Source organism: Pseudoalteromonas sp. Scap25, assembly GCF_013394125.1.
GTDB lineage: Bacteria > Pseudomonadota > Gammaproteobacteria > Enterobacterales > Alteromonadaceae > Pseudoalteromonas.
On the sequence record NZ_CP041327.1, the window covers coordinates 481,713 to 506,878 of the forward strand.

The following is a 25,166-nucleotide window of genomic DNA, read 5'->3' on the forward strand; positions in this document are numbered from 1 at the left end:
TTATGGAAGAAAGTAGTGTAGTAAATCAAATTTCCCCTATTCAGATAGGCGGTGTGAATATTTTACCATTTGAATCAATGGAGCATGTCTTAACAACCATCTTTTCAGATGATGGCCTTATAAAGCCAGGTATGGCTGTTGCTGTAAATCCAGAAAAAGTACTTAAGGCTATTGATGATAGTGAAACAAAAAAAATTATTAATGAAGCGCAATTTCCATATGCAGATGGCATTGGCGTTGTAAAAGCTTTACAACAAAAAACAGGTAAAAAACTGTGTCGTATAGCCGGTTGTGAGTTATGGCTTGAGGTATTAAAACGCTCATCTCAGTTTAACTCTAGGGTTTTGTTAGTTGGTGCGAAACCTGAAGTGGTTGAAAAAACGAATGCTTATCTAACTACTAATGGAGTAAATGTAGTAGGTTATATGAGTGGATACTTTAAAAGCACGCAAGAAGTATTTGATTTGGCTAGTTCTGTTAAGCCAGATATTGTTATTGCTGCTTTGGGTTCACCCAAACAAGAAAAGCTAATAAAAATGCTGATGCTAGAATACCCAAATACTTTTTTTATGGGGGTAGGCGGAAGCTTTGACGTACTTGCTGGTAACGTTAATAGGGCACCTAAAGGTTGGCAAAAGCTAAATTTAGAATGGCTATATAGAATGCTCAAAGAGCCAAGAAGAATATTTAGACAAGCCAAGTTGCTTAAATTCCTACAATTGTATTTGTTGAAGAAGCTCTAAATGAAAGTGCTTATTTTATCTAACATGTCTTTTAAACAGTCGGCTCCTATGCAAGGTGTTTTTGTTGATAACCAAGTTGATAGGTTGAACAAAAAAGACTTAGACTTAGATTATTGTAAAATGAAATGGAATACAGATAGCTTTTTGTGTAGGGCTTTAAAGTATCCTGCTTTTCTAATGCAGTTTATTTTTCAATGTGTGCTTCGTTTTAAATGTTATGACGTGATTCACGTTCATTATTACTTTCCTACTATTATACTTGCCGCCGTTTATAAGTTTTTTCGTAATCGCGATGTTAAAATAATTGTTACCTGCCATGGGAGTGATATTTATTTATATGATCCTCCTCGTTATTTATATCGAACGCTATCTAATGTAGTTAACCATTGGATTTTCACCTCTGAACAATTACATAAAAAGTTTTATCGCCCAGTAAGCTCTTATTCAATACTATGTGCAGGTTACAACGATAACATTTTTTATACTAAAAATAAGCAATTGGCAAAGAAGTATGATTTTCTTCAGGTTTGTAGTTTAGATAAAAATAAAGGTATAGATCGCTTTCTATCTTTAGTTGCAATGATGCCTGAGCAGCAGTTTGCATTAGTTGGTGAAGGGCCTATGAAACAGGAGGTGCTCGCCGCCCAAGCGCAATTTTCAAACTTTAGCTATCTTGGAAAAAAAAATCCTGAAGAGTTAGTCGATATCATCTATCAAGCGAAATTCATACTCTCCTTATCAAGAAATGAATCTTTTGGTTTAACACTTAGTGAGGCCCAAGCCTGCGGTATACCAGTAATTGCAACCTCTACAGATGGATCAAAAGCCCAAATCGATGATGTTAGCCGTTTCATTGAACAAAAGAATATCTCAGAAGAGCAGCTTTTAGCTAACCTCAAGGATTCAATGACTTTTAACTTAGAGCTCCCATCAAAACAGTATGATTATTTAAGTGTTACTGTTAGCAAAAAAGCTGAATCATTCTCTTTGACACGTGTTATTGAGCAAATTGTTACTATTTACAATGCAGCATTTAAAGGTAACTTATGATTAAAGAGAGCCTGAGTGTTGGTATTTATATGCCAACCAAAAACCGCGTTGAGCTATTAAAAAAAGCGGTTAGTTCTGTACTGTCGCAAACATACCCTAATTTTAAGTTACTTATTATTGATGATGGTTCAAGTGATGGAACACACGAATATTTGAAGACGATTTCAGATCCTAGAGTCTCATTTATTCGAAACGAAATTTCAGAAAAAGCATGTAAAGCACGAAATAAAGCCATTAAAGCACTTGATACAGATTTAGTAACAGGGCTAGATGATGATGACGTGTTTTTACCTGAGCGTTTAGAATGTTTAGTAAAAGCTTATGACCCTAAGTATTCTTTTGTTTGCAGTGGTTATTTTTGGGATTATGGAGCCCATAAAAAGTCTTTATTTAATAAAGAAAAGGTAATCTCTTTGTCTGCTGCACTCGATCTTAATCAGTGCTCAAATCAGATTTTAGTAAGTCGTGAGCGTGTGCTTGAGGTGGGAGGGTTTGACCCTGACCTGCCAGCATTGCAAGATCATGACTTATGGGTTCGATTAATCGCTAAATATGGCGATGCTTATAGAATAGGTAAAGAGCTATACATAGTTAACGATGATCAAGAACTTGAAAGAATCTCTTCAGTTAATAATAAGCTGCGCGCAATTGACCTGTTTGAAGCTAAACATAAAAAAATAATGAGTGTGCGAAATAAGGAAAACTTTGCTTTTTATCGTAAAAAGATAATGGGTGAAAAAGTGTCTTTTATGGAGCTACTTAGCTCAAGTAAGCATGGTTTATTTACCATTAAGGCAAGGCATACCTTAGCGCAATCATTATCAAAGTTAGCCAAATATCGTTTGGATTATATGCATAATAAGAAAGTTGACCAACCACTGGTTAACTGGTTATTAAATGTATTCGTTCCTTTATTGGCTACGGGTGGGCCAGGGGCATCTCGCGTTATTTTATTGTCATCCTGTATTTATTTTTTAGGTGCTATGGATACAGCTTCGTTTGGTAGCGATTTTTTTATCTTAATGCTGCTAAATACGATGTTTAGCCAAAGCTTTGGGTTTTTTATTTTAAAGCAAGACTATAGAGACTCTTTTACGAGTATATCTAAACAATCGTTAAGTGGATTGATTTGTGGGTTATGTATTCTAAGTGGTTTATTTTGGATGGGTGTCATAACCAATCTGCTCTACTGCATACCACTATTTGTTGTATTGCATTTTTATTACCTATTTAGATTTAACCGTGTTGCAAAACAAGGTTTTTTTCTACTCGCTATGGCTGAGTGCTTAATATCTATTATTTGTTTAGTGGCACCTGTTCTTATAAGTAGTGATTCAAGTGTTAAGTTTGATGCACCCTACATTATTTACTTAGTCGCTCTGTTATCAGGTTTGTTTTTTATTGCTCTTTTCGATTGGCAAAGCCTAAAAGCAAAAGCAACGGAAAAAATCCCAAATAGAAAAGTATTTAATATTGCAATATCAACCACTGCCAGTGTTTTTGCTTTATTTTGTTTTCCTTATACAGCAAAACTAATTTTTGAACCTGAGGTTGCGTCATATGTGGCTTTAACTATTTCATGTTTTTCTATAGCTATGCTAATTCCAAGGACTCAAGCTAATAAAAATATGCCTTTATTGGGAAGCCATAATCTTTCTCTTGATAATATAGTCATAGTAAATAATAAATATTGCAAGTTGATTTTAGTAAGCTGCTTGGCTAGCTCAGTTATTTCGTTTATGTATCTTTATATATTGGGTGCTCCCAAGGTGACAGCATTTATGGCATCAATTGCAATTACATCTATTTTTATATCTTCACAGTATGGCTTTATTTTTCTAACGTCTTTAAGCTTGCGTGGAAAAGAAGATATTGTTGCTAAGCTCAACCTGCTAGTATTGGGCGCAACGCTGATAGCAATTAGTTTATTGGTATTTAAAGTTGTGAATTTAAACTCAATTGCCTATTTGTTGCCATTTATTTGTATTGTATTCGCCTATAGAAATATGAGAGCAAAACAAGCTGTGGCACAATTCATACCATAGGTGTATTAAATAATGATTAAGAGTAGTGTGTAATGACAGATGTCAAAATTAATGTTGAAAAAGCTAAAGATAACCTTTCTGTAGGAAAGCTTGTGAATAGTAAAAATAGTGATTTTTTTGCGTTTGTTGATTTAATCAAACAAAATTTTTTAAGTGTTTTGATTATAACATTTGTATTTGGGTTGGGCTCTATTGCTTATTCATTAAGCTTATCTAATGAATACCGTTCGTTTTCAAAAATTGCTGCGGTTAGTGAAGATAAAACCTCAGGTTTAGGGGCTTTAGCTAGTCAGTTTGGTGGTTTAGCGAGTATGGCAGGTGTTTCCATCGGTGGTGGTGGAGATGTTAACGTTATTACAGAAACATTAGAATCTCGGGATTTCATTAAGCTCTTTATCGACCAACAAAAAATTGCTGTTCCATTATTTGCCGCCAAAGACTGGGATAGAGAGACTAACACGTTAATTATTGACGAGGATATTTACGATGAGTCAAATAAGAAGTGGGTCAGAGAGGTAGAACCCTACCAATCACAAAAACCTTCATCAGAAGAGCTATTTTTAAAGTTCAAAGAGGTAATGAGTTTTTCTAAAAATAAGAAAACTGATTTGTTAACTATATCAATTACTTTCTATTCACCAGAAATCTCTAAGCAATGGGTAGAATCTTTATTAGTAACTTTAAGTGAATACCTTCGTAATAAAGAGCGTTTGGATGCTGAACAAAGTATTGAATTTATAGAAAGTCAATATACTAATTTAAATAATAGTGAATTAAGAGTGACATTATCTCAGCTGCTTCAAGAGCAATATCAAAAATTAACCCTAGTTAATATAAAAAAGAATTTTGGTTTTGAAGTTAGGGATAGTGCATTTTTGCCAGAGGAAAAATCTGGGCCCAAAAGAGTACTTATTGTTCTAGGAATTACTTTCATAGGTGGAGTAATTGCATTGTTTTTTATTTTCTTTAAAACATATTTAAGAATGCGCACTAATGATTGAAAAGTGTTCAGCATTAGCAGTAATGCTCGTTTTAATTTTTACTATGATCAAACAAAACAGGTTGGTGCAAGTTTACGTATCCTGCTTTGCCGTTTATTTCTTCTTGGGCTGGGTTTTTGCTAAACATGTTGGCCTATGGCAATTAACTTTTTATTCGCTTTCGGTAGTATCACTGCTGACAGGTGTGATTCTAAGTCGCTTATTTATTTCGATAAATGAAAATCAAAACCAACCGCAACGAGAATCTATTCATATTCCGTCAGAGGGTGTGAGCTTTAACCCTATAGTAAACTTTACGCTTATACTGCTTGTTGTTGTTTCATTAGTGAGCTATGTAGTACTTATCGTTATGCATGGTGTACCTGTTTTAAATATTTCTGACAGAAAAGATGTGTCAGGTTTTTTTACATATCTAATCGGTCTTATTTGGATTTTATATCCATTTATGTATGTGTGGCTTTCTAAAAAAAAACTGCTGTACTTTACCGCTCTTGCCAGTATCATCATGTTAACTATGGGTTATAGAACTCCTTTAGTAGTTACTATTTTGATGTTTGTTTTTCTAAATGTAAAATACAACCGATTCTATATTTCTAAAAAAACAAAGGCATTTGGTTCTATTATACTCTTATCAATAATGACCTTATATCCTTTACTCCGATTTCAAGATGATCCTGAAGCTATCATTAAACTTTTAGCCAATTTAGACATGCCTCCAGAGCTATTTATTTTTGCACCATTTATTTTAGTCTTTGCCGAGGGTTCTATTGTTATAAAAGGTATAAACGCTATTTTACCCGATATCGGGCTTCAATATGGTCAGTTCACTCTAGCTGGATTCTCGACAATATTACCAGGGGAGCAAACTCATAGTAGGACTTTGTTGTCTTATTGGTTAGGACGTACAAACTGGCAAGAGTCTACAACTACCTCCTCGATATTGGGTCAATTTTATTTAGAATTTGGAACATATGGTGCGTACATTCTAAGTTTTTTTGTTGGTGTATTTATTACATTAGGAAGTCATCGTTTCTTGACTCGAAATAGGCCTATTGAGAGTGCTCCATTTTTAATTTGTTTTATACTGTTAACAATATCTATACACACAGGTATGCTAGACCCTTTAGTGTTGTATGTGTTGTTTATATATATAACAATGATAATTATAAAAAAAATGGGCGATGTGATTTTTAAAAAATAAGGATTTATGGATGAGAAACCTATTAATGGAAAAAATCTTTTTTATAGTGTTTATTTCAAGCTTTCTTTTTGCATGCAATGATAATTCAGGGAGTGGAAGTACCGATAATGAAGCTGATGAAGTCAATATTAAAATTGCTCAAGATAATTTTAATATAAAAACAAATTCAAAATCTAAACTAAATGTTCTGTCTAATGATGAAAACCTACCAGTAATTTATCAGATGTCGGTAGATGAGCGCTCAAACGAAGGCGCAAAATTAACTATTGAGCAAAATAATATTGTTTACACCTCAGAAAACTCTTTTACAGGAGCTGATTTTTTTGAATATCACGTAACCATCGGTGACGATGTTTTAAGTGCACGCGTTGATGTTCTCGTTGAACCTGTAAATATCGTAAAGATAGAGCAGAGTTCTGACATAGCCATTGAAGGTGAAACAATAACTTTAAAGGTCGAATTTGATTCAATTATTTCACAAGAGCCTGAAATTGAGGTGTCCAATATAGCTCCAGCTTCAATTGATATTGAAAAGCTGAGTTCTACTTTTCATGGAAACCACGTTATTTATAAATTTAAAGTGTTTGATGAAGAAGACTTTCTGAGAGGGGAAAGCTTAAAATTTAACTTTTTATTACCGACTTGGCTTGAGGGAAATAGTTTAATTAATTTTAACTATTATTCAAAACCAGAGATGGCTAAGCTAAATTGGCCTCAACGCTCTATATTTACTCGAGATTCATTAAAAGAGCTGCTAATAACAAAAAATGAAATTGACTTTTATTGGTTGAACTTTGGTTCATGGGAGGTTCCTGAAGACCCAACTTGGCATGAAAACCCAGTAGATAATGTCAGTTGGCAACTTTTTTATCATAGCTTAGGTTGGCTAACTACATATGGAGAAGTTTACAAAGATACTAATGAACAAGTGTGGCTAGATAAAATAAGCACTTATTTAATAGACTATAACTCTACGTACCCTTACATTGAAAACGCGTTACCCTCAGTTGCATACAGAGAAGATGCTGTAGCTTTAAGAGTAAACCACTTACTGTATTTTTATTTAAATTTTTTTGAAGTGTTTAACAAGGACACACAAGTTGCATTATTAAACTTATTAGATAAAGACTGGGAAATGCTACAGTTTTATATAAATGATCCTATTTACGATGATGAAAATCATGGTTTGATTCAAGCCAAATCTGCATTAAATCTATTTAGTGTTTTCGCCTATAAATCAAAAGCAGAAGAATTATTCAATACAACGATTTCGAGACTGCAAAATGCATCAAAATTGATGTTTGATGAGCAAAGTGGACAGAGCGTGGAGCAAGCATTTGAATATCACTTTACTGGTATATCAATGTTACTTGAAGCAAAAATACAGTTAGATAACTTGCAAATTTCTTCACCCAATATTTTAGTGAAAACTTTATCAAAAGCAATTTCTAAAGGTCCTTATTTATTAAATGAAGATGGGACATCTCCTGCAATAGGTGACTCTTATAACAATAAATATTGGTTAGGTTATTTGAAAGGGTATTATGCACACTTTAAAGTGCGAATTCCTGAATTTGAAGCTTTTTTGGAGCGAGGGCAAATAGCTTTAGATGCATTAAATGTTAGTGAGGTTGAAGGTTTAGTAATAGCTAAAAGTGATAGTCCTAAAGGTGCGAGTAAAGTGTATTTTGACGCAGGACCTATCAGGATTGTCCATGGGCACTTTGATAATTTGAATATTGTTTATAATTTACATGGCGAAAATGTTTTGGTCGATTCTGGTGGCCCTTTTTCTTATAACAATCCAGGAAGACGAAATTTTTGGTCTTTATCAAATCACAATACTTTAGTTCTCGATGAGTTAGAATCTAATTTGCAATCAGCGCAATTAAATCAAGCTGAGCAACAGGGGAACTTACTCCTATTTGCAGGGAATCAGCCTATATCAAATACTCAAAAACATAGTAGGGCAATTGCGTTTAGTACAAATGAAAATCCTACGCTAGTTGTTATTGACAATGCAGTTGGCGCAAAAAAATATGAAGAAAACTGGCACTATGCCCACAGTAGTAATATTTATATGGAGTCTGATACTGAAACAAAAATAGCTCTTAAAAGTGGGAAAACAGTTTTTCAAAAAAGATGGTCTACGAGCTCACCAACGTGCAAAATTGAAAAGGGTGAATTTGATGAAACAGGCACTCCCCTCCAGGGCTGGATCACTGAAGGATATAATACAGGTGTGGAAGCACCAGTTAAGGAGTGTATCACTCTATCAAATAGCTACTATACTGTTAATGTTTTCTCATTGGATAAAGAGCTTAAAATAGAGTTAAAAGATGTTAGTGAAAATACAGTTAAGATAACGGCCGGAGAAATAAAAATAATTTATGATAAAGTGAATAATATATTATCAATAACTCAATAACGGCCATAGTTTTTTTATCGAAAATATAAACATAAGTTTTTAATATATTGTAAGTTTTAGCCTAAGTTCAAATAACAATCTGAGCTTAGGCTTTTTTATGAGTAAATATTTCATAATGCAAACGAGATGAGGAGTGAACTCTTTTTTTGATGATATTACTTGCATATTAATTTTGGCATTTAATTCTATAGTTAGGTTATACTGCCCAGCAATTTACCAGTTTGTATTGCATTCGTTTATAGAAATATCAAAGCAAAACGAGCTGTGTCATAATTCATGCCATAGGTGTATTAAAGAATGATTAAGAGTAGTGTGAAATGACGGATGTTAAAGTTAATGTAGTAAAAGCTGAATATAATGATTTTTTTGAAATTGTTATAGGTTCAATCTTAAAGTATAAAGTTTTTAACATATTGTTTGTTTTATCAATTGCTATTTTTAGTGTTTTTTTCGCACTTTCGATACCAAACCAATATCGCAGTGAATCTTTACTAACCTCTACAGAGTCATCTGGTGGAGGCGTTGCTGGTATGCTCGGTCAATTGAGTGGTGTTGCTTCATTAGCTGGTATTAGCTTAGGCGGAGGTGATGAAAAAGCGGTTTTTCATTTAGAAGAAAAATTAAAGTCTAGAGACTTTTTAATCCCTTTCCTGAAAAAGCATAATATTAAAATCCCTCTTTTTGCTGCTGAAGATTGGACACAAAGTTCGAATACGCTTGTTTATGATAGTTCTATATATGATTTTAATAATAATAAATGGCTTCGAGATGTAGATTATCCTCTATTACCAGAACCGACAAATGAAGAAGCATATAAGAAGTTTAGAGAAATATTTAAGGTGAGTTTCGATAGAAAAAAAGCGGTTTTTAAACTGTCTGTTGACTTTTATAGTCCTGAAATTGCAAAGCAATGGCTATCTTTACTCATTGAAGAGTTTAATGAGTTCGAAAGAGAGCTTCAATTGCTAGAAGTAAACAATAATTTAAAGTTTTTAAATGGGTATTTGCAACAAGCAGAATATACGGAAGTAAGAGCTTCTTTGTATGATTTAATAGAAGATCAATTAAAAAAGATGATGGTATCAAAAACCAAAAAAGACTTTGCATTAAATGTTATTCAAGCACCTTATATACCAGAAGAAAAGCAAAGCCCCAAACGAGCTCTCATATGTTTAGGAATAACATTTTTAGGTGTGTGTATTGCATTACTAATTTCTATTATTAGGTTTGTGAATGCCAGGAATAAATAATGCAGTTTGAAATAGCAATAGTTTTTGTTGTCAGTGTTTCTCTGCTTCTTTTATCTTTAAAGCTTTCAAATAATAGGGTAGGCTTTTACCTCTTAGTAAGTTGCTTTATATATTTAACGAACTTTTCTTGGATCCCATTGAACTTAGCAGCTGGCTACTTTTTAGGCTACGAGATGTTGCCTGATGATATATTAACTGAGGGGTTGTGGTGGAGTACGTTTTTCTATAGCACATTTGTGATTCTTGGTTATTTTGGAGTTAGAAAAATATCGCCGGTGCCCTTAACTATATATGATGATAAATCACGACAGGTACTGATTACATCTAGTTTAGCTTTTTTTCTTATTTCAATTTTTGGGTATGTTTTTTTAAATGGAATGAGTTTTAGTGCCGGTAATTATGGGCATAGGTTATCTTCTAGCGCAGGTAACGGTATTTTCATGATTTTCTTTTTTCTATTTATTCCTGCCGCAATGTTAATTTTAATGGATAGAAAAAATTTTAAAGGTCTTTTTTTAGCCTTGGCGGTGAGCGTGGTTGGTGGGATGTTAGTCTATTTTACGTTAGGTGGTTCTAGAAATATTTTAGCTGCTGGTATAATAGGTGTAATAATTATAGGGCAAAGGCTAAGTTTAGTCTCTTTAAAAAGCATTTTCTTTGCGGCACTTTTACTAATTGGATTTATAAATTATTTAGCGTTTGTTAGATATGGACAAGGAATGAGTGACGATGTTATTGAACTCGGATTCAGGTACCTAATCGACAGTCTTTCACCTTATGATTCATTTAATAAAATATTAGAATACTTTGAAAGTGGTGATGAGTATTATAAAGGCTTTGATTATGTTATGGCGCAATTTAACCCTCTTATACCTAGAGCTTTCTGGCCAGAGAAACCCGTTATTCCATTAACAAATGCATTATTTTTTACAGAGTCGATTCTTGGAATCCACAGAGGAACTTACATTATCTCACCTACTCTCCTTGGTGGTGTTTATATAATGGGTGGCGGATTGGGAATATTTCTTGGATGCTTAGTTGTGGTATTTATAACCTGCGCTCTTGAGAGGATGATGTTTTGTAATAAGCCATTTTTAGTGCTTTTTTCATATACAATTTTACCCTTCTCGTTTTTTATGGTGCGGGAGTCTATTGAGTTATTTTTTAATAAGGCAATCCTAATTTTTTGTACATTTTTGTTTATTTGGCTAGCTTCAATGATGATCTTGTTCATATTTGAGCGAATGTCACAAGCCAATAAGCTTGATAAGTTAACCAGAGTTATTTCGGAGTAATAATGGAGTTTAAAAAAGTATCAGTAGTAGGCCTTGGCTATATAGGTTTGCCAACAGCTGCGGTCATCGCTTCTCGCGGTATTAAAGTGATTGGTGTAGATGTTAGCCAGCACGCTGTAGATACGATAAATGCGGGTAATGTACATATTGTTGAACCCGATCTCGATATGGTTGTACGCAGCGCTGTACAAGCTGGTAACTTAAAAGCGACTACCATAGCTGAAAAAGCAGATGCGTTCATGGTGGCAGTACCTACTCCTTTTAAAGAAAATTACGAAGCCGATTTAAGCTATATAGAGTCTGCCGCGAAAGCAATTGCGCCTGTACTTGAAAAGGGAAACCTAGTTATATTGGAATCAACTTCTCCTGTAGGTGCTACTGAAGAGCTTGCAAATTGGTTAGCAGAGTCACGACCAGATTTAACATTTCCACAAACACATGGCAGTGAAGCTGACATAAACGTAGCACATTGCCCAGAGCGCGTTTTACCTGGTCATGTTCTACGTGAATTAGTTGAAAATGATCGCGTTATTGGCGGTATGTCTGAGGCATGCTCAAAAAAAGCGGTTGCTTTATATAAAACTTTTGTTAAAGGTGAATGTTTACTTACAAATGCGCGTACAGCTGAAATGGCTAAGCTAACTGAAAACTCGTTTCGTGATGTCAACATTGCTTTTGCTAATGAACTTTCGATGATTTGCGATAAATTAAGCATTGATGTGTGGGAGCTTATTAAACTGGCTAACCGCCACCCACGTGTTAATATTTTAAATCCAGGCCCAGGTGTAGGTGGTCACTGTATTGCAGTTGATCCTTGGTTTATTGTAAGTTCAGCGCCAGATACAGCTAAACTGATACGCCAAGCTCGTGAAGTGAATGATAGTAAGCCTCACTATGTTTTACAACAAATACTCGATGCTGCTGATCAGTTTAAAAAGCCTGTAATTGCTTGTATGGGGATTGCGTTTAAAGCAGATATTGACGATTTACGTGAAAGCCCAGCACTTGATATAACAAAAATGTTAGCGCAAAAAAGCGATGCAGAAGTTCTGGTTGTAGAACCAAATATCACTAAGCTACCTGAGTCTTTATCTAAACTAGGCGTTGAATTAGTGACTTCAGAAGAAGCTTTAGAGCGCTGCAATACGCTTGCCGTATTAGTTGACCATACAGAATTTAAAAATATTGCTCCTGAGCAAATTGCTAAAAAAGTAATTGTTGATAGCCGCGGTATTTTTTAAACCCAATATTAGTTTTTTAAGCCTGCCAATATGGTGGGCTTTTGTATATGGATACATAAATGAAAGTTTTAACAGTATTTGGTACTCGCCCTGAAGCGATTAAAATGGCTCCTCTTGTATTAGCTTTGGAAAATACCCCTGAGATAGAAGCTAGAGTATGTGTAACAGCGCAGCATCGTGAAATGCTTGATCAAGTGTTAGCTCTTTTTGAAATAAAGCCAGATTATGATTTAAATATAATGAAGTCAGGTCAGGATTTATACGATATTACCAGTAAGATATTATTAGGTTTACGCGATGTATTAGAAGAATTTAAGCCTGATTGGGTTTTAGTTCATGGTGATACTACAACGACGTTTGCGGCATCAATGGCGGCCTTTTACAAACAAATTAAAGTAGGGCATGTTGAAGCAGGTTTAAGAACAGGCGATTTGTATAGTCCTTGGCCAGAAGAAGCAAACCGTACCTTAACTGGCGTAATTACCGCTAAACACTTTGCTCCCACTCAAGCATCAGCAGATAACTTACTACGCGAACATGTATCTAAATCAGACATCGTTATTACTGGTAATACAGTTATAGATGCTTTACTACAAATTAAAAATACCGTACTACCAATGCAAAGTACGCAAAAAATGATGACTGAAAAGTTTGCTGATATTATTACTAAGCCTTATGTATTAATAACAGGGCATCGACGCGAAAGCTTTGGTGGTGGTTTTGAACGCATTTGTGAATCTATTTCGCAATTAGCAGTTAAATATCCAAATTTTAATTTTGTTTATCCGGTGCATTTAAACCCTAATGTACAGGAGCCAGTAAATAGGTTACTTGCTGATAAACCAAATGTAATGCTTATTGAACCGCAAAATTACTTACCATTTGTATTTTTAATGGATCGTTCATATTTAATTTTAACCGACTCTGGCGGAGTGCAGGAAGAGGCTCCAAGCTTAGGTAAACCTGTACTTGTAATGCGTGATACAACAGAGCGCCCTGAAGCAGTAGCAGCAGGTACGGTTAAACTTGTTGGTACCAATGTCGATAAAATAGTTAGTTCAGTTAGCGAATTAATAGATGATGACATAGTGTATAAAGCTATGAGTAAAGCGCATAATCCGTACGGTGATGGTTTAGCTTGTGAGCGTATTATTAAAGGCTTACTAGAATAAGCCTTTTTTGTAGACTTAATGAAACGATTAACTCTATTACTAAAAATGGACTAATATGGATGTTAACGAAGTTATTAGCCCTTGTGTGCTCATTTATTTTATATTCTCCTAAAGGAAGCCTATGAAAATTATTGTTGTAGGTACTGGGTTTGTTGGATTGTCAAACGCCATGTTATTAGCCCAAAATAACGAAGTGGTTGGTTTAGATATTGATGAATGTAAAATTAAATTGTTAAACAACAAGTCTTCTACCGTTTTAGATCCATTAATAAGCGAATACTTACTTCGCAATGATATTAACTTTATTGCTACCTCTGACAAAGTACGTGCATACAATAATGCCGGTTTTATTATTGTTGCAACTCCTACTGATTACGATAGTGATACAGATAATTTTGATACTAGCTCTGTAGAAAGAGTAATTGAAGAAGCATTAGAAATAAACCCTGATGCAACGATAGTTATTAAATCTACCGTTCCGGTTGGCTTTACTTCATCTATATCAAAACGCTTGAAGACACAAAATATTATCTTTTCGCCTGAGTTTTTACGTGAAGGTAAGGCGCTTTACGATAACCTGTATCCGTCACGTATTGTAGTGGGTGAGCAAAGCGAGCGAGCAGCAACATTTGCAGGTTTACTTAAGCAAGGTGCTATAAAGCAAGATGTTGAGGTGCTATTTACCGACTCAACAGAAGCTGAAGCAATAAAGCTTTTCTCTAATACGTACTTAGCAATGCGAGTGGCATATTTTAATGAGCTTGATAGTTATGCTGAAGCACATGGATTAAGTAGTAAGCAAATTATTCAAGGGGTTGGTTTAGACCCACGCATAGGTAACCATTACAATAACCCTTCATTTGGTTATGGTGGTTACTGCCTACCTAAAGATACCAAACAGTTATTAGCAAATTACAAAGATGTTCCTAATAACATTATAGGCGCCATTGTCGATGCGAATCGAACACGAAAAGATTTCATCGCGGAATCAATTATTAATCGTAAACCTAAGGTTGTCGGTGTTTATCGGTTAGTTATGAAGTCGGGTTCGGATAACTTTAGAGCCTCTGCCATTCAAGGTATTATGAAGCGCATTAAAGCAAAAGGAATTGAAGTTGTTGTTTTTGAACCCGTACTTGATGCTGATGAGTTTTATCATTCTCGGGTAATCAAAGATTTAAATGAATTTAAGCAGCTTTCAGATGTTATTTTATCAAACCGTATGGTTGATGAACTGGCTGATATTGCTGATAAAGTTTATACGCGTGATTTATTTGGTAGTGATTAAAATATCGTTTAAGGCTTAAGTATACGGGCTGCGAGCGACGGGCTGCGAGGTACGAGTTACGGGCGACGAGGAACGGGTTAAGTTTGACTGGTGTAGCAGCGGTTTTATTTCGTGTCTGGTTAAAGACAAAGGTTCTAGGTATAAGGTAGAGATTAAGCCAAGCACGGTGTTTGGATTAGACGTAGGTGGGGCTTTATGCCGCGCAGGTTTGGTTTATGTTCATGGGCGACGGGCCTAAAACCTAATAACGACGCGGGGTGAACCCGCTACTACAGATATTTAAAAACCTTGCGATGTTAACCGCAAGGTTTTTAAATATCTCGAACCTCGAACCTCGAACCTCGAATTTGTCTCCTCACTTCCCAATCTCAACTTTTACATCATCACCCAGTACTTCCCTATACTTTGTAGCGAGTGCATTTTTAGCGTCATCATCGCCGTGGACTATTTTTATATGGCGGGGTTTTTTGCGCATACCGGTTACAAATTTAATTAAACCAGTTTGATCGGCGTGGGCGCTGTAGCCGCTTATTGTGTGTATTTTGGCGTTAATATTAATGTGGGTATTATTTATAAATACATAGCCATTTTTTGGGCCATAGGTTTGTATGTCGCGACCTAAAGTACCTCTGCCTTGGTAACCTACAAATAGTACGTCGGTGGTTTTGTCGATTAAAAATCGCTCTAGGTAGTTAACTATTCGTCCGCCGGTGCACATACCGCTTGCAGCTAGGATAATTGCAGGTTTTTGGCGGGTGGCTAGGTAATTTATTAACGCTAAGTGCTCGCTATGGGTATTTATTGTAGTGAGGTTTTCAAAGTCGAGAGGATGGCGGCCTTTGGCTACTTTTTGTTTTGCTTCTTCATCCCATAAATATTTAAATTTTCGATACTGCTGAGTAAAATTAGTCGCCATCGGGGAGTCGAGTATTACTTGTATTGTGCGCCAAGGTGAGTTTTTAGTTGAGGCATGAATTAGCTGTTCAAGTTCGTATAACAGCTCTTGTGTACGGCCTATACTAAATGCAGGCACAAGCACGATACCGTTGTCGGCAACTGCGCGCTCAATCACAGCTTTTAAGGTTTGCGTACGTTGTTTTCGTCCTTGATGGTTTTTATCACCATAGGTTGACTCAATTACTAAGGTATCGGCTTTATAGGGCGCTTTAGGTGCGGGTAGCAAAGGCGTATAGGGCGCCCCTAAATCACCTGAAAATACGACCCGATGGCAGTTTTTAGCTTTACGAGTTGGTATGCTTATATCTATTTCAACATAAGCGGAGCCTAAAATGTGCCCTGCTCGTTGTAGACGGGCTTTGGCTATGTGTTCACCTTTGCAAGGAAGCTCAAACCAGGTTTTAAAATCAACTTCAATAATTTGCTGTTTAAGTAACCTTAGGCAGGTATCTATTATTTTTTGATCGCGTGTGACGCCCACTTTTAATGCATCTTCAATCACTAGTGGCAGTAAACTAGCCGATGCAATAGAGGTAAATATGGGTCCTTTAAAGCCAGCCATTAATAAGTAGGGGATTCGGCCAACATGATCGATGTGACAATGGGTAACGATCAGCGCGCGGACTGTATCTATATTAAATTCAATATTAAGATCATCAACAGAATCTTCACCTTGAAATAGTCCGCAGTCAATTAGAAAAGAGCTTTGATCGTTTATTATCAGCTGGTGGCACGAGCCTGTTACGCCATTTACCGCTCCGTGGTGAAGTATTTGCATTTTATGTCCTTATGTTTTGGCTGCGGGCCTCGGGTTACGGCTCGAAGCTCGAATCCTAGCACTTAGAGCCTAAGTCTTTATTTTATAGGTAAATATAGCAGGTATTTTAATGTGGGAGGGTCTTTATACCGTAACGGACGAGCCACGAGCCAAGAGGACCTAGCACCTTGCTCCTAATACTGACGCGGGATGAACCCGTCTACAGGCATAAAAAAACCTTGCGATGTTAACCGCAAGGTTTTTAAATATCTCGAACCTCGAACCTCGAACCTCGAACCTCGAACCTCGAACCTCGAACCTAGCTCTTAAAAGCGTCTTGTAGTGGTGGCACTACTTGCTTTTTACGGCTTAATACGCCGTCTAGCCATACTTTACCGTCTTCTGGTTTTTCACCATAAGCTTGCTCAACTAGGCTAGCATCGTCTGATGCAATTAGCATTTGTGAGCCTTCTTTCATAATGTCGGTCAGAAGTAAAAATACCGAGTGACGACCGCCTTCTTCTTTAAGCTTCGCGATGTCGGCTTCAAGATCGGCTTTAATCTCGTCAAATACCGCAAGGTCAATAACTTCTAACTGACCAATACCAACGAGGTTACCGTTCATGTTAAAGTCTTTAAAGTCACGCATTACTAAGTCACGTACTGGCGTATCTTCAACGGCTGATTTAACGCGGAACATGTCCATGCCTAGTTCTTTAAAGTCTTCAATGCCTGCAATTTCTGCAAGCGCTTCAACACATTTAATATCGGCAGTAGTACAGGTTGGTGATTTGAAGATAACCGTGTCGCTTAAAATAGCGCAAAGCATAATGCCAGCAATATCTTTAGGGATCTCAACGTTGTAGAAGTCATACATCATTTTAATAATGGTGTTAGAACAACCAACAGGGCGGATCCAACACTCAAGTGGTGTTGATGAGGTTAAATCACCTAGCTTGTGATGATCTACCACGCCCACTACGCGAGCCTGATCAATATCGTCAGGTGCTTGGGTTTTTTCTGTGTGGTCTACAATATAAACGTCTTCGCCAGCGTAGCTAAGTTTTAGCTCAGGTGCTTCAAAACCGAATTTATCTAAAATAAATTGTGTTTCAGGTGAAACTTCACCTAGGCGAGTTGGGATTGCTGGTTCATCAATTTGGTTTTTTAAATAAGCCAGTGCAATTGCACCACATATTGAATCTGAATCTGGGATTTTATGGCCCACTACATACATTGACATGACTAAACTCCTTAAAATTTGCCGATATTCTAGCAAAGTCTTTGGGTTTTAACATATAGACAGTGTAATTAAGTTTTGGTTACACTTTAAATCGATATTATTAATTGGAAGACCCACATGCAACTCGGCCGAAAAGGTTGGAACAATGTTATTATTTTTTCGATGTTGATTATGATCTTCTTTTTAAATGGACTGCATAAAAACATAGGGAATGATGAAACACAGGCGCAATTTCAGCCACTACTTCCTGTGCAAAGTTTTGTATTAACACTTAAATTTATCGACCAAAAAATTGACCGTATTGGCACTAGTTGGCGTACTACTACTTTGCAAAAAAATGTACCGCTTAGTTGGCAAGGCTCAGAGCAGCAACTTAGTGAGCTAGTTTATTTATGGCAAAATACCGCGTTGATGACCACCATCACACCTGATGCGCTTGATATGAATAAGCCACTATCGGTAGCCACGTTTGAACTCGCCGGTGAGCCCCTACCTTGGGTGTACTTATTATTTGAGGCGAATGGTCAGTATTATCTATTCGATAAAACCAGTCAGCGATTATTGTTGCTCGATTTAACTACTGCAAAACAATTATTTCCAAGTTTTACCTTTTCATAAGTGAGTTTTATTAATGCCTGAATTACCAGAAGTAGAAGTTAGCCGTATGGGTATTACCCCCCATGTGCTAAACCAAGTTGTGACTAAGGTAAATATTCATAATGCCAGTATGCGCTGGCCTGTGCCAGATGAGGTGTATCAACTTGAGGGGTTAGTGGTTAGCAGTATTGAACGACGTGCAAAATACTTATTGTTAGAATGCGAGCTAGGCTCGGCTATATTGCATTTAGGTATGTCGGGTAACTTGAGGGTTGTGAACGCCAATGAGCCACTTAAAAAGCATGACCATGTTGAGTTTATTTTAGCGAATAATAAGGCGCTGCGTTTAAACGATCCACGTCGCTTTGGTTGCTGTTTATGGCAAGCCCCCAATGAAGAGCATAAGTTACTTGCTAAATTAGGCCCCGAGCCACTCACCGATGACTTTTTTGCTAAACGTGTTTATGAGCAATCTCGTAATAAAAAAGTGCCTGTTAAACAGTTTATAATGAATAACGCCGTGGTGGTGGGGGTTGGTAATATTTACGCTAACGAATCATTATTTAAAGCAGGTATCGATCCGCGAAAAGAAGCAGGTAAGGTAAGCCTTAAACGCTACCAAGCGTTAATCCCAATTATAAAAGACACCCTAGCCGCAGCAATTACTCAAGGCGGCACAACGCTGAAAGACTTTGCCCAAAGTGACGGTAAGCCAGGCTACTTTGCGCAGCAGCTATTAGTGTATGGCCGAAAAGGCCAGCCTTGTGTAAATTGCGACACAGCACTAACAGAAATTCGTCTAGGCCAACGCAGCACCGTTTTTTGTGAGGTGTGTCAGAAATAATAAAGGTATTAGGTGTTAGATTTTAGATAGAGGTTAAAGTTCACGGGCGACGGGTAACGAATTACGGACGTCGGGCTATGGATTACGAACCCCGAATCTCGAAGCTCGTACCTCGCCCCCTGTAGCCCGACACTCGAGCCTAAAACTTTTTGCGGAAAAAACAACCGGCCGGTAGCAATGTAGTTTAAGTGCTGGTATACTCCCGCGTCTGCCACGTTGCGTTCTATGTCCTCATATAGTTTAGCCACTTGTGAGCGGCGAAAAAGTCTAAAACTCGAAGGGGTTGTAGCATACTTAGAGCGGTAGTTAATAATAACTACCTGTGGTTTTAATTGAAAAACATTGGATTTTTATAAATGAAAACGTTTGTTGCTAAACCAGAAACAGTAAAACGTGACTGGTACGTAGTTGACGCTGAAGATAAAACTTTAGGTCGCATCGCTACTGAAATCGCTCATCGCCTACGCGGTAAGCACAAAGCTGAGTACACACCACACGTAGATACTGGTGATTACATCATCGTTATCAACGCTGAGAAAGTTACTGTTACTGGTAACAAATTCAAAGATAAAGTGTACTACGCTCACTCTGGTTTCCCAGGTGGTCTTAAGTCTACTACTTTTGATAAACTTCAAGCTGCAAAGCCTGAAATGATCATCGAAAAAGCTGTTAAAGGCATGTTGCCACGTGGTCCTTTAGGCCGCGCTATGTTCCGCAAACTTAAAGTTTACGCGGGTACTGAGCATAACCATGCTGCACAACAGCCTCAGGTTCTAGACATTTAAGGAGCACTATCATGGCAAATCAATACTACGGTACAGGTCGTCGTAAAAGTTCAAGTGCTCGCGTATTCTTACGCCCAGGCACTGGTAACATCGTAATCAACAAGCGCTCTTTAGAAGAGTACTTTGGTCGCGAAACAGCACGCATGGTTGTTCGTCAAGCTCTTGAGCTTGTAGACATGACTGAAAAATTTGACCTTCACATCACCGTTGCCGGTGGTGGTACTACTGGTCAAGCTGGTGCTATCCGTCACGGTATCACTCGTGCACTTATGGAGTTTGACGAGTCACTACGTCCACAACTTCGTAAAGCAGGTTTCGTTACTCGTGATGCACGTAAAGTTGAACGTAAGAAAGTGGGTCTTAAGAAAGCGCGTAAGCGTCCACAGTTCTCAAAACGTTAATTTTTACGTTATCAAGAATTCAAAAACCCAGCTTATGCTGGGTTTTTTGTTTTGTAGCTATAAGATTTTGGTTCAAGGTTCAAGGTTCAAGGTTCAAGGTTCAAGGTTCAAGGTTCAAGCTATAAGTTTGATCTAAGCTTTGTGTCTTTCTTATTTTATAGTTATAAGTTAAGCATGTTTTAGCTGACTGGTTATGTTATGAGGTTTGAAGATTTAAGGGTATGGCAACGTTCAGCCGATTTAGCTTGCGAGATTTATTTACATTTTAAGCAGAGCAAAGAGTTTGGTTTAAAAGATCAAATAACACGATCTGCACTTTCAATTTCTTCAAATATAGCAGAGGGTTATGAACGAATAACTCCTAAAGATTATATTCGATTTTTATCATACTCTAAGGGGAGTTGTGGAGAATTACGCTCTCAAATTTACATTGCACTAAAAATAGGTGAAGTTGACACGACAGAGGCTAGTGAATGGATTGAGGAGACTCGTGAACTTTCCCGTATGATTTCAGCATTGATGAAATCAATCGATGCTTGGGATTAAGAGGTTCAAAATTAAATATTCATTCAAAAATATATGAGTATGTTTGACCTTTAACCTTTAACCTTTAACCTTCAATTCTCCCCTTACGACTAATGTCGACATTAGCTTGATCAAAATAGGCAAAGCATGCGTATTTATTGAACGAAAGCTTAAAAATGACCGACTAACGCAAAAAAAGTTAAATAATTATCGCAATTAGTTTAAATCCATCAGTTAATTGGTGAATTTTTTTGCTACAATTGGCGGGCAAATAAAGTGAATGAGTTTAATGTCGCCAAATTCAGTTGTTACTGTACTTAGTTGGTGAGATTGTACTTGTTTACAAATTGTTTTTACGGAAGCGATACTATAGTCATTTGGTTTCATACTCGAGCTTACTTAATCAACTATTTGAGCAAGTCAGGTTTATTCGAGCAGGAGGCTGTGAATAACCTTGTTTTAAACAAGGGTTTTAATTATGATCGTTTCTCTTTTAAAATTCGAAAAATTAACCTGCTGTAACTGATGTTCTCAATATAGCAAGTGTTGAGAATCATAGTGGAGATAAGTGGATGAGCAATGCGCCTGTAGACAATGGCCGACGTCGCTTTTTAACCATAGCTACCTCTGTTGTTGGTGGTGTTGGTGCGGCTGGGGCTGCTGTTCCTTTTATTGCGTCTTGGAATCCAAGTGAGCGAGCTAAATCTGCGGGTGCGCCTGTAGAAGTAGATATCAGCAAACTTGAGCCAGGACAATTAATACGTGTCGAGTGGCGTGGTAAACCTGTATGGGTTGTATCACGTACCCCAAAAATGCTTGAGCAGATGAAAGAACATGAAGGTCAACTTCGTGATCCGCAATCGCAAGAGCCACAACAATTAGAATCATCAACCAATGATTTCCGTTCATTACGCCCAGAGATTTTTGTCGCTGTAGGTATTTGTACGCATTTGGGTTGTTCACCTAGCTTTTTACAAGGTGGCTTTGGTGAGAAAGTGGAAGGGACTGATGATGGTTTTTACTGTCCATGTCACGGTTCTAAGTTTGATATGGCTGGCCGTGTATTCCAATCGGTACCTGCACCATTAAATTTAGAAATTCCACCATATACTTTTCTTGATGAGACCACTATTTTAGTGGGCGAAGAACAAGGGGTGGCCTAATGTTTGGTAAAATTGTTGAGTGGATAGACGACCGTATCCCAATGACACGTGTTTGGAATATGCACATTGCACAGTATCCAGCACCGAAAAACTTTAACTTCTGGTACTTCTTCGGCTCTCTAGCTATGTTAGTACTAGTAAACCAAATACTTACAGGTATTTGGTTAACGATGAACTATGTACCATCTGCTGAAGGTGCATTTGCATCAGTAGAATACATCATGCGTGATGTAGAGTACGGTTGGTTATTACGTTATTTGCATTCAACGGGTGCATCTGCGTTTTTCATCGTTGTTTACATGCACATGTTCCGTGGCATGATATACGGTTCTTACCAAAAACCACGTGAATTACTGTGGTTATTCGGTATGTTCATTTTCTTAGCCCTAATGGCTGAAGCATTCATGGGTTACTTATTACCATGGGGCCAAATGTCGTTCTGGGGTGCACAGGTAATCATTTCATTATTCGGGGCTATCCCGGTTATTGGTGATGACTTAACACTGTGGATCCGTGGTGACTATGTAATTTCAGGTGCAACGCTTAACCGCTTCTTCGCATTACACGTAATTGCACTGCCATTGGTTATTGTTATCTTAGTATTTTTACACATTGTTGCACTACACGAAGTGGGTTCTAATAACCCAGACGGTATTGATAACAAACGTAAAAAAGGAACTGTGGCTGAAGAAGACAAGCCTAAATTTAAGTTCCATGAATACTACACTGATAAAAAAGACATTATTGATGCGATTCCGTTCCACCCTTATTACACAGTAAAAGATATTGTGGGCGTGGTTGGTTTCTTAATCTTGTTCTGCTGGGTTGTGTTCTTTATGCCTGCTATGGGTGGTTTCTTCTTAGAAGCGCCAAACTTTGAAGCAGCTAACCCACTTAAAACACCAGAGCATATTTTCCCTGTTTGGTACTTCACGCCATTCTATGCAATCTTACGTGCAATCCCTGACAAACTAATGGGTGTTGCAGCAATGGGTGCATCAATTGTTGTGCTAGCATTATTACCTTGGATTGACCGTGGTTCGGTTCGTTCAGTTCGTTACCGTTGTGGTTTCCACAAATGGAACATTGCAGGTTTTGTTGTTACTTTCGTTCTTTTAGGTTGGGTTGGTGCTACACCACAAACTGATTTTAAAACGATTGTTTCGCAAGTCTGTACTGTGACTTACTTTATGTTCTTCGTACTGTTATTCGTTTACAGTAAGAATGAAAAAACTAAGCCATTGCCTGAGAGGTTAACGAAATGATGAAAAAGCTATTAATAGGTTTATTTGCTTTATCAGTAAACGTGTTACCTGCAATGGCGGCAGGCCCGTCAGTTCCTCTAATGGAAGCGGGTAACGATATATCTGATCAACCTTCTTTGCAGCGTGGCGCAAAGTTGTTCATGAACTACTGTCTTGGTTGTCACCAAATGCAGTATCAACGTTATGAACGTACTTTCCGTGACATTGGTATTCCAACAGAGATTGGTCAAGAGCAACTTATTTTTGATGGTTCAAAAGTGGGTGGTCATATCCTTAACGCGATGGCAAAAGAAGATGCTGCAAAATGGTTTGGTGCGGCTCCGCCGGATCTAACTAACGTTGCGCGTGTGCGTGGCAGTGATTGGATTTACACCTATTTAAAATCGTTTTACAAAGATGAATCTCGTCCGTTTGGCGTAAATAATACGTTATTCCCATCGGTGGGTATGCCACATGTTCTTCAAGAGTTGCAAGGTGTTCCTACTGCAATTACTGAAGAAGTAACAGTAGATGGTAAAACAACCACTCATATTACTGGTACAAAAACAGATGGTACGGGTGAATTAAGTGTAGATGAATATGACCAAGCAGTTCGTGATTTAACGAATTTCCTAGAGTATGTAGGTGAACCTACACGTCTCGAGTCGGAAGCGCTAGGTATTAAGGTAATCGGATTTTTAATTATCCTATTTATCTTGGCATTTATGCTGAAGAAAGAATACTGGAGAGATGTTCATTAAGTTTGAACATATTTAAAGGTAATTTTGCAATAGGGGCTTAAGCCCCTATTGCTGTTTTAGTTATTTAATGGAGGTAGGCATGGCCGTAGCTGCCAATAAGCGCCCTGTAATGACCCTTTTTTCTGGTGCTAACTGTATGTATAGCCACCAAGTACGCATTGTACTTGCTGAAAAAGGTGTAAGTGTAGATATTCATATGGCTGAAAAGGATAACCTGCCAGAAGCACTTCACGAAATTAACCCTTACGGCACAGTGCCAACACTGATTGACCGTGAGCTTGGTTTATATCAGGCAAACATCATCATGGAATACCTTGATGAACGTTTTCCTCATCCTCCACTAATGCCTGTATATCCGGTCATGCGTGGTCGTAGTCGATTAATGATGCACCGTATTGATACTGATTGGTACAGCCTAGCTGAAAAAATCATTAACAACACATCTGATGCCGCGCAAGCTCGTAAAGAGCTGACAGAAGCATTACTTGCAATAGCACCAATCTTTAGTGAAGCGCCTTACTTTATGAGTGAAGAGTTTAGCTTAGTTGATTGTTACTTAGCACCACTATTATGGCGTTTACCAGAGTTTGGTATTGAGCTTAATGGTGCAGGCTCTAAAGAACTTAAAGAGTATATGATCCGTTTATTTGAACGTGAATCATTCCAAGCTTCTTTAACTGAAGCAGAGCGTGAGATCCGTTTATAATGACTTCTAATCGTCCTTATTTACTACGCGCTTTTTTTGATTGGATTGTTGATAACGAATGCACGCCACACTTAGTGGTGAATGCTGACTTTCCTGCAGTGCAAGTGCCAACACAGTTTGTCCAAGATGGCCAAATTGTATTGAACATAAGCCCTTCGGCGGTTACGCAGTTTTCGTTAGATAATACTCAGCTTAGCTTTAACGCGCGCTTTGGCGGCCAGCCAATGCAAGTGTACGTGCCTTTAGGGGCTGTACTTGCAATATATGCACGTGAAAATGGCGAAGGCACGGTCTTTACTGCAGATGAGTTTTTAGAGGACGAAGACGATTTTGCTCCAGAGCTTGAAAGTGTCGATTCATCACCAGAGATAGTTGATGAAACGCCAGCTCCCAAGCCTGAAAAGAAAAAAGGCTCACATTTACGCGTTATAAAATAGCCCGTAAATGTTAGAAAAAAACCGCTTAATAA

General features: G+C 37.4%; 23 protein-coding genes. 21 read left to right on the forward strand and 2 right to left on the reverse strand.

What is annotated here, in order from left to right:
- Positions 1–2 precede the first annotated feature (2 nt).
- From FLM54_RS02255 to FLM54_RS02305, 11 genes are all read left to right on the forward strand, one after another.
- On the forward strand, positions 3–743 hold the full coding sequence (locus FLM54_RS02255) for a WecB/TagA/CpsF family glycosyltransferase (RefSeq protein ID WP_178954906.1): 741 nt from the start codon (positions 3–5) through the stop codon (positions 741–743).
- The gene (locus FLM54_RS02260; RefSeq protein ID WP_178954908.1) at positions 744–1,793 is read left to right on the forward strand and encodes a glycosyltransferase family 4 protein; all 1,050 of its coding nucleotides are present in this window, start codon (positions 744–746) and stop codon (positions 1,791–1,793) included.
- The gene (locus FLM54_RS02265) at positions 1,790–3,838 is read left to right on the forward strand and encodes a glycosyltransferase (RefSeq protein WP_178954910.1); all 2,049 of its coding nucleotides are present in this window, start codon (positions 1,790–1,792) and stop codon (positions 3,836–3,838) included. The genes FLM54_RS02260 and FLM54_RS02265 overlap by 4 nt, the downstream gene beginning before the upstream one ends.
- Positions 3,839–3,870: 32 nt before the next feature.
- A complete protein-coding gene (locus tag FLM54_RS02270; RefSeq protein ID WP_178954912.1) occupies positions 3,871–4,839 on the forward strand; it encodes a hypothetical protein in 969 nt (322 codons plus the stop codon).
- Entirely contained in the window at positions 4,832–6,040 is a 1,209-nt protein-coding gene (locus FLM54_RS02275) for a hypothetical protein (RefSeq protein ID WP_178954914.1), read from the forward strand. The genes FLM54_RS02270 and FLM54_RS02275 overlap by 8 nt, the downstream gene beginning before the upstream one ends.
- Positions 6,041–6,050: 10 nt before the next feature.
- Positions 6,051–8,468: a heparinase II/III family protein gene (locus tag FLM54_RS02280; RefSeq protein WP_178954916.1), complete on the forward strand. Its 2,418-nt coding sequence runs from the start codon at positions 6,051–6,053 to the stop codon at positions 8,466–8,468.
- Positions 8,469–8,785: 317 nt separating this feature from the next.
- Positions 8,786–9,718, forward strand: coding sequence for an LPS O-antigen length regulator (locus FLM54_RS02285; protein ID WP_178954918.1), 933 nt, complete (start codon positions 8,786–8,788; stop codon positions 9,716–9,718).
- Positions 9,718–11,013, forward strand: coding sequence for a WzyE family oligosaccharide polymerase (locus FLM54_RS02290; protein WP_178954919.1), 1,296 nt, complete (start codon positions 9,718–9,720; stop codon positions 11,011–11,013). The genes FLM54_RS02285 and FLM54_RS02290 overlap by 1 nt, the downstream gene beginning before the upstream one ends.
- 2 nt (positions 11,014–11,015) lie before the next feature.
- Positions 11,016–12,254 carry a UDP-N-acetyl-D-mannosamine dehydrogenase gene (wecC, locus tag FLM54_RS02295; protein WP_178954921.1) on the forward strand — a complete coding sequence of 413 codons (1,239 nt, stop codon included), beginning with the start codon at positions 11,016–11,018 and terminating at the stop codon, positions 12,252–12,254.
- Positions 12,255–12,313: 59 nt separating this feature from the next.
- Positions 12,314–13,426, forward strand: a complete 1,113-nt coding sequence (gene wecB, locus FLM54_RS02300) for a non-hydrolyzing UDP-N-acetylglucosamine 2-epimerase (protein ID WP_178954923.1) — start codon at positions 12,314–12,316, stop codon at positions 13,424–13,426.
- 121 nt (positions 13,427–13,547) lie between these two features.
- Positions 13,548–14,714 (forward strand): nucleotide sugar dehydrogenase, encoded by a 1,167-nt coding sequence (locus FLM54_RS02305; protein WP_178954933.1) that lies wholly within the window; start codon positions 13,548–13,550, stop codon positions 14,712–14,714.
- 355 nt (positions 14,715–15,069) lie between these two features.
- On the opposite strand, the gene FLM54_RS02310 is transcribed toward FLM54_RS02305, so the two are convergent.
- Both FLM54_RS02310 and FLM54_RS02315 read right to left on the reverse strand, forming a co-directional pair.
- Positions 15,070–16,449, reverse strand: a complete 1,380-nt coding sequence (locus tag FLM54_RS02310) for an MBL fold metallo-hydrolase RNA specificity domain-containing protein (protein ID WP_178954935.1) — start codon at positions 16,447–16,449, stop codon at positions 15,070–15,072.
- Positions 16,450–16,747: 298 nt separating this feature from the next.
- Positions 16,748–17,671 (reverse strand): manganese-dependent inorganic pyrophosphatase, encoded by a 924-nt coding sequence (locus tag FLM54_RS02315; RefSeq protein WP_013464036.1) that lies wholly within the window; start codon positions 17,669–17,671, stop codon positions 16,748–16,750.
- Positions 17,672–17,788: 117 nt separating this feature from the next.
- Here FLM54_RS02315 and FLM54_RS02320 point away from each other — a divergent pair, with 117 nt between their 5' ends.
- From FLM54_RS02320 to FLM54_RS02365, 10 genes are all read left to right on the forward strand, one after another.
- Positions 17,789–18,289 (forward strand): hypothetical protein, encoded by a 501-nt coding sequence (locus FLM54_RS02320; RefSeq protein WP_178954937.1) that lies wholly within the window; start codon positions 17,789–17,791, stop codon positions 18,287–18,289.
- Positions 18,290–18,302: 13 nt separating this feature from the next.
- Positions 18,303–19,112: a bifunctional DNA-formamidopyrimidine glycosylase/DNA-(apurinic or apyrimidinic site) lyase gene (gene mutM / locus FLM54_RS02325; RefSeq protein ID WP_010390658.1), complete on the forward strand. Its 810-nt coding sequence runs from the start codon at positions 18,303–18,305 to the stop codon at positions 19,110–19,112.
- A gap of 356 nt (positions 19,113–19,468) precedes the next feature.
- On the forward strand, positions 19,469–19,897 hold the full coding sequence (gene rplM, locus FLM54_RS02330) for a 50S ribosomal protein L13 (RefSeq protein ID WP_008110876.1): 429 nt from the start codon (positions 19,469–19,471) through the stop codon (positions 19,895–19,897).
- 8 nt (positions 19,898–19,905) lie between these two features.
- The gene (gene rpsI / locus FLM54_RS02335) at positions 19,906–20,298 is read left to right on the forward strand and encodes a 30S ribosomal protein S9 (RefSeq protein ID WP_024600778.1); all 393 of its coding nucleotides are present in this window, start codon (positions 19,906–19,908) and stop codon (positions 20,296–20,298) included.
- 198 nt (positions 20,299–20,496) lie between these two features.
- Positions 20,497–20,844 carry a four helix bundle protein gene (locus FLM54_RS02340; protein ID WP_178954939.1) on the forward strand — a complete coding sequence of 116 codons (348 nt, stop codon included), beginning with the start codon at positions 20,497–20,499 and terminating at the stop codon, positions 20,842–20,844.
- Positions 20,845–21,395: 551 nt separating this feature from the next.
- The gene (petA, locus tag FLM54_RS02345) at positions 21,396–21,986 is read left to right on the forward strand and encodes a ubiquinol-cytochrome c reductase iron-sulfur subunit (protein ID WP_010390661.1); all 591 of its coding nucleotides are present in this window, start codon (positions 21,396–21,398) and stop codon (positions 21,984–21,986) included.
- Positions 21,986–23,251 (forward strand): cytochrome b, encoded by a 1,266-nt coding sequence (locus FLM54_RS02350; RefSeq protein ID WP_010390662.1) that lies wholly within the window; start codon positions 21,986–21,988, stop codon positions 23,249–23,251. The genes petA and FLM54_RS02350 overlap by 1 nt, the downstream gene beginning before the upstream one ends.
- On the forward strand, positions 23,248–23,991 hold the full coding sequence (locus FLM54_RS02355) for a cytochrome c1 (RefSeq protein ID WP_109875379.1): 744 nt from the start codon (positions 23,248–23,250) through the stop codon (positions 23,989–23,991). Before FLM54_RS02350 ends, FLM54_RS02355 begins: the two co-directional genes overlap by 4 nt.
- Before the next feature lie 79 nt (positions 23,992–24,070).
- The gene (gene sspA, locus FLM54_RS02360) at positions 24,071–24,697 is read left to right on the forward strand and encodes a stringent starvation protein SspA (RefSeq protein ID WP_008110861.1); all 627 of its coding nucleotides are present in this window, start codon (positions 24,071–24,073) and stop codon (positions 24,695–24,697) included.
- The gene (locus FLM54_RS02365) at positions 24,697–25,134 is read left to right on the forward strand and encodes a ClpXP protease specificity-enhancing factor (protein ID WP_008110860.1); all 438 of its coding nucleotides are present in this window, start codon (positions 24,697–24,699) and stop codon (positions 25,132–25,134) included. Before sspA ends, FLM54_RS02365 begins: the two co-directional genes overlap by 1 nt.
- Positions 25,135–25,166: the final 32 nt, after the last annotated feature.

Bases quoted from the DNA above. Each gene is read 5' to 3' on its own strand.
- sspA (WP_008110861.1), top strand. From the start codon at position 24,071: ATGGCCGTAGCTGCCAATAAGCGCCCTGTAATGACCCTTTTTTCTGGT.
- FLM54_RS02355 (WP_109875379.1), top strand. From the start codon at position 23,248: ATGATGAAAAAGCTATTAATAGGTTTATTTGCTTTATCAGTAAACGTG.
- FLM54_RS02265 (WP_178954910.1), top strand. From the start codon at position 1,790: ATGATTAAAGAGAGCCTGAGTGTTGGTATTTATATGCCAACCAAAAAC.
- FLM54_RS02365 (WP_008110860.1), top strand. From the start codon at position 24,697: ATGACTTCTAATCGTCCTTATTTACTACGCGCTTTTTTTGATTGGATT.
- FLM54_RS02260 (WP_178954908.1), top strand. From the start codon at position 744: ATGAAAGTGCTTATTTTATCTAACATGTCTTTTAAACAGTCGGCTCCT.
- wecB (WP_178954923.1), top strand. From the start codon at position 12,314: ATGAAAGTTTTAACAGTATTTGGTACTCGCCCTGAAGCGATTAAAATG.
- FLM54_RS02315 (WP_013464036.1), bottom strand. From the start codon at position 17,671: ATGTCAATGTATGTAGTGGGCCATAAAATCCCAGATTCAGATTCAATA.
- FLM54_RS02280 (WP_178954916.1), top strand. From the start codon at position 6,051: ATGAGAAACCTATTAATGGAAAAAATCTTTTTTATAGTGTTTATTTCA.
- rplM (WP_008110876.1), top strand. From the start codon at position 19,469: ATGAAAACGTTTGTTGCTAAACCAGAAACAGTAAAACGTGACTGGTAC.
- FLM54_RS02310 (WP_178954935.1), bottom strand. From the start codon at position 16,449: ATGCAAATACTTCACCACGGAGCGGTAAATGGCGTAACAGGCTCGTGC.
- FLM54_RS02255 (WP_178954906.1), top strand. From the start codon at position 3: ATGGAAGAAAGTAGTGTAGTAAATCAAATTTCCCCTATTCAGATAGGC.
- FLM54_RS02290 (WP_178954919.1), top strand. From the start codon at position 9,718: ATGCAGTTTGAAATAGCAATAGTTTTTGTTGTCAGTGTTTCTCTGCTT.
- petA (WP_010390661.1), top strand. From the start codon at position 21,396: ATGAGCAATGCGCCTGTAGACAATGGCCGACGTCGCTTTTTAACCATA.
- FLM54_RS02305 (WP_178954933.1), top strand. From the start codon at position 13,548: ATGAAAATTATTGTTGTAGGTACTGGGTTTGTTGGATTGTCAAACGCC.
- mutM (WP_010390658.1), top strand. From the start codon at position 18,303: ATGCCTGAATTACCAGAAGTAGAAGTTAGCCGTATGGGTATTACCCCC.
- FLM54_RS02340 (WP_178954939.1), top strand. From the start codon at position 20,497: ATGAGGTTTGAAGATTTAAGGGTATGGCAACGTTCAGCCGATTTAGCT.
- FLM54_RS02285 (WP_178954918.1), top strand. From the start codon at position 8,786: ATGACGGATGTTAAAGTTAATGTAGTAAAAGCTGAATATAATGATTTT.
- FLM54_RS02320 (WP_178954937.1), top strand. From the start codon at position 17,789: ATGCAACTCGGCCGAAAAGGTTGGAACAATGTTATTATTTTTTCGATG.
- wecC (WP_178954921.1), top strand. From the start codon at position 11,016: ATGGAGTTTAAAAAAGTATCAGTAGTAGGCCTTGGCTATATAGGTTTG.
- FLM54_RS02270 (WP_178954912.1), top strand. From the start codon at position 3,871: ATGACAGATGTCAAAATTAATGTTGAAAAAGCTAAAGATAACCTTTCT.
- FLM54_RS02350 (WP_010390662.1), top strand. From the start codon at position 21,986: ATGTTTGGTAAAATTGTTGAGTGGATAGACGACCGTATCCCAATGACA.
- FLM54_RS02275 (WP_178954914.1), top strand. From the start codon at position 4,832: ATGATTGAAAAGTGTTCAGCATTAGCAGTAATGCTCGTTTTAATTTTT.